The organism is Tistlia sp. (assembly GCF_040905785.1).
In the GTDB taxonomy this organism is placed as follows: Bacteria; Pseudomonadota; Alphaproteobacteria; order Kiloniellales; family DSM-21159; genus Tistlia.
On record NZ_JBBDQW010000009.1, the window covers coordinates 22455 to 28619 of the forward strand.

Below are 6165 nucleotides of genomic sequence, written 5' to 3' on the forward strand. Positions count from 1 at the left end.
TCAGCGCGGGAACAGGTGGAAGTGGCGCTTCAGCGCGATCATGTCGAGGCAGGCCTGCGCGGCGCCGCCGCCCTTGTTCTTGCGCTCGACGCCGGCTCGCGCCCAGGCCTGCGCTTCGTCCTCGACGGTCAGGATGCCGTAGCCGAGCGCCAGGGCGTACTGGGTCGAGAGGTCGGCCAGCTTGCGCGCGCTCTCGCCGCAAACGTAGTCGTAGTGGGTGGTCTCGCCGCGGATCACGCAGCCCAGGGCGACGTAGCCGTCGAAGCGCCGCCGGCCGGCGTAGAAGTCCATCGAGCGCACCGCGTAGGTGATCGCCGCCGGGATCTCGAAGGCGCCCGGCACGGCGAAGCGCTCGAAGGTCGCGCCGGCGGCCTCGAGGGTCGCCATGGCGCCCTTGATCAGCTCGTCGGCGATGTCCGCGTAGAAGCGGGCCTCGACGATCATCACGTGCGGGGCGTCGGTCATGCTCGAAAGGTCCCTGTGTTTCCCGCCTCTAGGGCTGCAGCGGGCGCTGGCCGACCACCCGCAGGCCGTAGCCGTCGACGCCGACGATGGTGTGGCGGGTGTTGTGCAGCAGGATCAGGTCGCGCACCCCGAGATCGATCAGGATCTGCGCGCCCTCGCCGTAGTCGCGCAGGGCCGTGACCGGCTGGCCGCCCTCGCCGCGCCGCGCGCGCAGCGCCTCGGCGAGCGACTGGGCGCCGGCCTCGCGGATCAGCACGACGACGCCCCGTCCCTCCTCGCCGACCAGACGCAGCGCTTCCTGCAGCTCCCCGCCGCGGTGCAGCGCGGTGTCGCCCAGCACGTCGTCGAGCACCGAGAGGGCGTGGACGCGCACCGGCACCGGCTTGCCATCGTCGATCGCACCCTTCCACAGCGCGACGTGCTCGGCGCCGGTCACGACGTTGCGATAGAGGCGCAGCGAGAAGCGCCCGCCGTGGCGGCTGTCGAGCTCGCCCTGCTCGGCGCGCTCGACGATCTTGTCGTGGCGGCGGCGGTAGGCGATCAGGTCGGCGATGGTCGCCAGCTTGAGCCCGTGGCGCTGGGCGAAGGCGATCAGGTCGTCGCGCCGGGCCATCGTGCCGTCGTCGTTCATGATCTCGCAGATCACGGCCGAGGCATTGAGGCCGGCGAGGCGCGCCAGATCGACCCCCGCCTCGGTGTGGCCGGTGCGGACCAGCACGCCGCCGTCGCGCGCCATCAAGGGGAAGACGTGTCCCGGCATGGCCAGATCGTCGGGGCCGCTCGCCGGGTCGATGGCGACGGCCACGGTGCGCGCCCGGTCCGGCGCCGAGATGCCGGTGGTGACGCCCTCCTTGGCCTCGATCGAGACGGTGAAGGCGGTGTCGTGGCGGCTCTCGTTCTTGCGCGCCATCATCGGCAGGCCGAGCTGCTCGATGCGCCGGCGCGTCAGGGCGAGGCAGATCAGGCCGCGGCCGTAGGTCGCCATGAAGTTGATCGCGGCCGGCGTGCACATCTGCGCCGGGATCACCAGGTCGCCCTCGTTCTCGCGGTCCTCGTCGTCGACGAGGACGAACATGCGGCCGTTGCGGGCCTCCTCGATGATCTCCTCGATCGGCGAGACCAGCTCGCGGAAGCTGACCCGCCAGGGCGCGTCCTCCGCGGCCCCGCCCTCGCCGCCCGGCAGCGCCCCGGCCCGGCCCTCTGCGATACCCGCCATGCTCAGGCCTCCCGCAGCGGTGCCGGCACCAGGCGGGCGACGTAGCGGGCGATCAGGTCGATCTCCAGGTTGACCCGCTGGCCCGGGCCGTAGCTGCCAAAGGTCGTGACCTCGGCGGTGTGCGGGATGACGTTGCAGCCGAAGATCATGCGCGCCTCCGGCCCCTCGCCCCCGGGCGCCTCGACCTCGTTGACGGTCAGGGAGACGCCGTCGAGCGCGACCGAGCCCTTGGGCGCCAGGAAGCGGCCGAGCGCCGCCGGCGCGGCGAAGCGGTAACGCATCGAGTCGCCCTCCGGACGGATCTCCACGACCTCCGCCAGGCCGTCGACGTGGCCCGAGACCAGGTGGCCGCCGAGCTCGTCGCCGAGGCGCAGAGAGCGCTCCAGGTTGACCGCCGTGCCGACCCGCCAGTCGCCGATCGCGGTCTTCGAGCGGGTCTCCGCCGAGGCATCGACGGCGAACCAGCCGCGGCCCTCCCCGGCCTCGCCCTTGGCGACGACGGTCAGGCAGCAGCCGTTGCAGGCGACCGAGGCGCCGAGCTCCAGCGTCGCGGTGTCGTAGGCGGTGTCGATCTCGATGCGCAGGTCGCCGCGCTGGTCCAGCGCGCGCACCCGGCCCCGATCGGTGACGATCCCGGTGAACATGCCGGTTAGCTAGGACGTTCGGCCCCTCCTGTCCAGCAGGGCGTGCGTCGTCGCCGGCTGGAGCCGATGCCTGCGCCTTCCGGAAGGTCCCGGGCAAACGGCGCCGAGAGAGCGGCGCCGGGGGCCTTCGCGGAGAGGGTCGTTAGGAGAGTCGTTAAGAGAGTCGTTAAGGGTTCGGTAACTCTTGCTGGTCCAAGGTAGTCGCGCGGCCAGAAAACCGCAGCCTGAGAGCCGACCCCGCACAGAGGATGCCCCCAATGCCCCAGCCGCTTCGTCACCTCGACTATTCGGACCGCCTGGCGGCGGCGACCTACGGCGGCGGCACGTCCGACCTGGCGGCGCAGCCGGCCTGGAGCGGCCGGCGGACCGCCGCGACGGTGGCGCTGCTCTCCCTCGGCAGCTGGGCCGGCGTCGGCCTGCTCGCCCTGGCCGCGGTCAAGCTGGCGGAGTGGGAGGCCGAGGCCGGACTGCTGCGCTTCCTGTTGGCCGCCTGACCGAAGCCCGCCCGCCAGCCCTTCGCCGGCCAGCCTCACGCCCGCCAACGCTCAGTCGCGCTCCCCGACGAGACCTTCGCCGAGCTCGCCGCCCAGGTCGCCGATGATCTTCTCGAAGTCCTCGACTTCGTGGAAATCCTTGTAGACCGAGGCGAAGCGCACGAAGGCGACCTTGTCGATGTCGCGCAGCGTGTCCATCACCATCTCGCCGATCACCTTGCTGCGGATCTCGCTTTCGCCCGAGCTTTCGAGTCGGCGGGTGATCTGGTTGACGATCTGCTCCAGCCGGTCGCGCTCGACCGGCCGCTTCCTGAGCGCGATCGACATCGAGCGGAACAGCTTCTCCCTGTCGAAGGGCTCGCGCTTGCCCTCGGACTTGACGATGGTCAGCTCGCGCAGCTGAACGCGCTCGAAGGTGGTGAAGCGCGCGGCGCAGCGCGGGCACTGGCGGCGCCGCCGGATCGCCGAGTTGTCCTCGGTCGGGCGCGAATCCTTCACCTGGGTGTCGGCGAAGCCGCAGAACGGGCAGCGCATCTCTGGTCGTCCCCCTCTTGATCGTCCCCTTGCGGGACCGTCCCCTGGCTCTTCGCGGCCTACCCCTAGGCGCCGATCCCCGGATAGATCGGAAAGCGCCGGCACAGCGCTTGCACCTTCTCGCGCACCCGCCGCTCGACCGCGCCGTTGTCCGCGGCATCGGCCGACAGGCCGTCGAGCACCTCGATGATCAGGCGGCCGATCTCCTCGAACTCAGCGACCCCGAAGCCGCGCGTGGTTCCGGCCGGCGTGCCGAGCCGCACGCCCGACGTCACGGTCGGCTTCTCGGGGTCGAAGGGCACGCCGTTCTTGTTGCAGGTGATCCCGGCCCGGTCGAGGCTCTTCTCGGTGACGTCGCCGGTCAGGTTCTTGGGACGCAGGTCGACCAGGACGACATGGGTGTCGGTGCCGCCGGAGACGATGTCGACGCCGCCGACCTTCAGCGTCTCGGCCAGCGCCTGGGCGTTCTCGACGATCCGCCTGGCGTAGTCCCGGAACTCCGGCTTCAGCGCTTCGCCGAAGGCCGCCGCCTTGCCGGCGATGGCGTGCATCAGCGGGCCGCCTTGCAGACCGGGGAAGGCCGCCGAGTTGATCTTCTTGGCGATCGCCTCGTCGTTGGTCAGCACCATGCCGCCGCGCGCCCCGCGCAGGGTCTTGTGGGTCGTCGTCGTGACCACGTCGGCATGGGGCAGCGGGCTCGGGTGCGCGCCGCCCGCCACGAGACCGGCGAAGTGCGCCATGTCGACCATGAAGAGCGCGCCGACCGAATCGGCGATCTCGCGGAAGCGGGCGAAGTCGATGGTGCGCGGATAGGCCGAGCCGCCGGTGATCAGCAGCTTCGGCTTGTGCTCCCGGGCCAGCGCCGCGATCTCGTCGAAGTCCATGCGCCCGTCTTGCCGGCGCACGCCGTACTGCACCGCGTTGAACCACTTGCCGGAGAGGTTCGGCGCGGCGCCGTGAGTCAGGTGGCCGCCGGCCGAGAGCGACAGCCCCATGATGGTGTCGCCCGGTTTCAGCAGGGCCAGCATGACGATCTGGTTGGCCTGGGCGCCGGAATGGGGCTGCACGTTGGCGAACCCGCAGTCGAAGAGCTGCTTGGCGCGGTCGATGGCGAGCTGCTCGACGACGTCGACGTGCTCGCAGCCGCCGTAGTAGCGCCGCCCGGGATAGCCTTCGGCGTACTTGTTGGTCAGCACCGAGCCCTGTGCCTCGAGCACCGCGCGCGAGACGATGTTTTCCGAGGCGATCAGCTCGATCTGCTCCTGCTGCCGATGCAGCTCGCCCTCGATGGCAGCGGCGAGCGCGGGATCGCTGGCGGCGAGCGGCGCGGTGAAGAAGTCGCGCGTCTGCGTCGGGGCGGAATCTGCGGTCATGCGAGGCGTTCCTCTCTAGCTGCTTGCCCGGGGGGCGCCGGAACCGGGGCCGGTAGGCGAAGAATCGAAGAGCCCGGACCTACGCGCCCGCGCCCAGCTTGTCGACCCGCCGCTGGTGGCGCCCGCCGGCGAAAGGCGTCGCCAGGAACACGCGCAGGCAATCGAGCGCGACCTCGTCGCCGGTCAGGCGGGCGCCGAGGGCCAGGACGTTGGCGTCGTTGTGCTCGCGCGACAGGCGGGCGGCGGTGGTATCGCGGCACAGCGCGGCCCGGACGGCGGGATTGCGGTTGGCCGCGATCGAGATGCCGATGCCGGTGCCGCAGACGACGACGCCGCGGGGCGCCCGGCCGTCGGCGATCGACTCGGCCAGCGCCCTGCCGAAATCGGGATAGTCGACCGACTCCTCCGAGCCGGTGCCGAGGTCCAGGACCTGGAAGCCGAGCCTTCTGAGCTCGTCCGTCAGCAGGGATTTCATGGCGAATCCCGCATGGTCGGAAGCCACGGCCACGATGTTCTCGTTCATGGGGTCTGTTCGGAACCAGTCACGCTGCGGAGAAGGCGAACGCTACCATATGTCGACACCCGGAAAAAGCCGAACACCAGGATTGGAAGCCGTTGCCGGTCACAACCTTTCCTTGCCAGTCCATCGGACTCTTGTGAAGCGGCCGGCTTCTGCAAGTCCTGCGAGCTCTCGGCGGCAAGGGATCAAATCTCTGCCAAGTCAAACAAGTCGCTTTTTTGTTTGATTTTGACGAAGCTTCGCTTATCGTCCTCTGCGTTTCTCGAACGCAGAACACAATGGGCAGGGATTCCATGGACGAAAGAGCAGACGAAGCGAAGAACGACGGGGGTCTGCTGGGGCTGACCACGGAAGTCGTCGTCGCTTACCTGAAGAACAATCCCGTCGCCAGCACGGACATCCCCTCGATCATCGCTTCCGTTCACGCCGCCCTCAAGGGCGCGGACGGTTCTTCCGTCGAGGCGCCGGAGGAGAAGCCGACTCCCGCCGTGCCGGTGCGACGCTCGATCACCCCCGACTACCTGATCTGCCTCGAGGACGGGCGCAAGCTGAAGACCCTGAAGCGGCACCTGCGCGCCGCCTACAATATGACGCCCGAGGAGTACCGGGCGAAGTGGGGCTTGCCGGCCGACTACCCGATGGTCGCGCCCAACTACGCCAAGCAGCGCTCCGAGTTCGCCCGCAAGATCGGCCTCGGCACGGCCAACGCCGGCGCCGCCAAGAAGGGCGGCCGCCGCAAGAAGGCCGGCTGAGCCGCCGCTCCGGCGCCCAGCGTCAAGGCGCGCGGCGAAGCGAAAACAGAAGACGCCCACCCCTGCGCTTCGTCCCGAGCCTGTCGAGGGGCGTGACGGCGCGGGCGAAAACGCGGAAACGGCCCGGCAAAGGCTTGCCGGGCCGCCTCCTTTTCAGACGAGCAGGC

8 protein-coding genes are annotated in these 6165 nt (G+C 70.1%); 2 read left to right on the plus strand and 6 right to left on the minus strand.

Annotated elements, in window-relative coordinates:
• Genes WD341_RS02745 through WD341_RS02755 form a run of 3 tightly spaced genes read right to left on the minus strand, consistent with a single transcriptional unit; the run spans position 1 to position 2325 of the window.
• Positions 1 to 465 carry a 6,7-dimethyl-8-ribityllumazine synthase gene (locus tag WD341_RS02745; protein WP_368423884.1) on the minus strand — a complete coding sequence of 155 codons (465 nt, stop codon included), beginning with the start codon at positions 463 to 465 and terminating at the stop codon, positions 1 to 3.
• Positions 466 to 493: 28 nt separating this feature from the next.
• Positions 494 to 1681, minus strand: coding sequence for a 3,4-dihydroxy-2-butanone-4-phosphate synthase (gene ribB, locus WD341_RS02750; RefSeq protein ID WP_368423885.1), 1188 nt, complete (start codon positions 1679 to 1681; stop codon positions 494 to 496).
• A gap of 2 nt (positions 1682 to 1683) precedes the next feature.
• Positions 1684 to 2325 carry a riboflavin synthase gene (locus tag WD341_RS02755; RefSeq protein ID WP_368423886.1) on the minus strand — a complete coding sequence of 214 codons (642 nt, stop codon included), beginning with the start codon at positions 2323 to 2325 and terminating at the stop codon, positions 1684 to 1686.
• A gap of 257 nt (positions 2326 to 2582) precedes the next feature.
• On the opposite strand from WD341_RS02755, the gene WD341_RS02760 reads away from it, so the two are divergent.
• On the plus strand, positions 2583 to 2819 hold the full coding sequence (locus WD341_RS02760) for a hypothetical protein (RefSeq protein ID WP_368423887.1): 237 nt from the start codon (positions 2583 to 2585) through the stop codon (positions 2817 to 2819).
• Between the two features lie 51 nt (positions 2820 to 2870).
• Here WD341_RS02760 and nrdR read toward each other — a convergent pair whose 3' ends face one another.
• From nrdR to rpiB, 3 genes are all read right to left on the minus strand, one after another.
• A complete protein-coding gene (gene nrdR, locus WD341_RS02765; RefSeq protein WP_368423888.1) occupies positions 2871 to 3353 on the minus strand; it encodes a transcriptional regulator NrdR in 483 nt (160 codons plus the stop codon).
• Between the two features lie 65 nt (positions 3354 to 3418).
• Complete coding sequence (gene glyA / locus WD341_RS02770) at positions 3419 to 4726, minus strand: serine hydroxymethyltransferase (RefSeq protein ID WP_368423889.1); 1308 nt, start codon at positions 4724 to 4726, stop codon at positions 3419 to 3421.
• 79 nt (positions 4727 to 4805) lie between these two features.
• On the minus strand, positions 4806 to 5249 hold the full coding sequence (rpiB, locus tag WD341_RS02775) for a ribose 5-phosphate isomerase B (RefSeq protein WP_368423890.1): 444 nt from the start codon (positions 5247 to 5249) through the stop codon (positions 4806 to 4808).
• A 290-nt stretch (positions 5250 to 5539) separates the two neighbouring features.
• On the opposite strand from rpiB, the gene WD341_RS02780 reads away from it, so the two are divergent.
• Positions 5540 to 5998 (plus strand): MucR family transcriptional regulator, encoded by a 459-nt coding sequence (locus WD341_RS02780; protein ID WP_368423891.1) that lies wholly within the window; start codon positions 5540 to 5542, stop codon positions 5996 to 5998.
• Positions 5999 to 6165 lie beyond the last annotated feature (167 nt).